The following is a 782-nucleotide window of genomic DNA, read 5'->3' on the forward strand; positions in this document are numbered from 1 at the left end:
CCTCGGCCGCGGCGCGGGATCCTGCTCGGAAGGCTTGCTGCTGGTCATACGGGCGATGCTCCTGTCGTGCCCGCCCACAATATCTGATCAATTCGGGGCGTCTCACCCAACGATGTCAGAGAGGGTTCTGTGGAATCTGATTTGTCAAGTAGTTCAGCATCTGCCCTGGTTGACAGCAACGATCGGCAAGAGTGTCGCAGTGGCCGGAACGCCGATCTCGCGGGGTGTCGTCCCGGCTGGCGTGGGAACGTCGACCAGCCGTTCCAGCAGCTGGTTGAGCGCGGCCTGGCCGTCGTCGACGGCGGCGCGTTCCTCGTCGCTGAGCGGGACACTCGCCAGCATGCGCTGCAGGTTGTCCTTGGCCTCCAGGAGCTGGCCCTTGCTGGAGTCCTTCGGCGTGTAGAAGTCGCAGCGGGCGCAGGCCATGCGGTGCGGGCACTGCTCGAAGAAGGTGTAGGTGCAGAACCCGTGGCCGAGGTCGTAGTACTGCCACGGCTCGCCCGACGCGGCGGCTCCGGAGGTGACCGCGTCGCGGTCGACCAGGACCTCGATGGTGCGGACGTTGCGTTCGAAGTACCCGGCGTCGTTGTAGGCCCTGGCCAGCGTGTTCGGGGTGATCTTGGCGTAATGCTGGGTCGACTCCGGGCTCCGGTGACCTAGCCCCGTACTTCGCGGGTCGCTGATTCAGGTCTGCAACCGGCGCGGTTGCATCACTTCTAGGCCGAGGAGGTCCAGCAGGTGGAGGTGGACTCCCCGGGCCATGAGGATGGTGGGCGGGTCGG

Annotated in this window: 1 protein-coding gene; it reads right to left on the bottom strand. The window is 65.9% G+C overall.

The window, feature by feature from the left end:
- Positions 1-153: 153 nt before the first annotated feature.
- Positions 154-426 (bottom strand): hypothetical protein, encoded by a 273-nt coding sequence (locus tag RM590_RS35435; protein WP_311708932.1) that lies wholly within the window; start codon positions 424-426, stop codon positions 154-156.
- Positions 427-782: the final 356 nt, after the last annotated feature.

The sequence above is a fragment of the Streptomyces litchfieldiae genome (assembly GCF_031845365.1).
In the GTDB taxonomy this organism is placed as follows: Bacteria; Actinomycetota; Actinomycetes; order Streptomycetales; family Streptomycetaceae; genus Streptomyces; species Streptomyces litchfieldiae.

Excerpts from the sequence above, each read along its gene's own strand:
- RM590_RS35435 (WP_311708932.1), bottom strand. The coding sequence starts at position 426 with ATGGCCTGCGCCCGCTGCGACTTCTACACGCCGAAGGACTCCAGCAAG.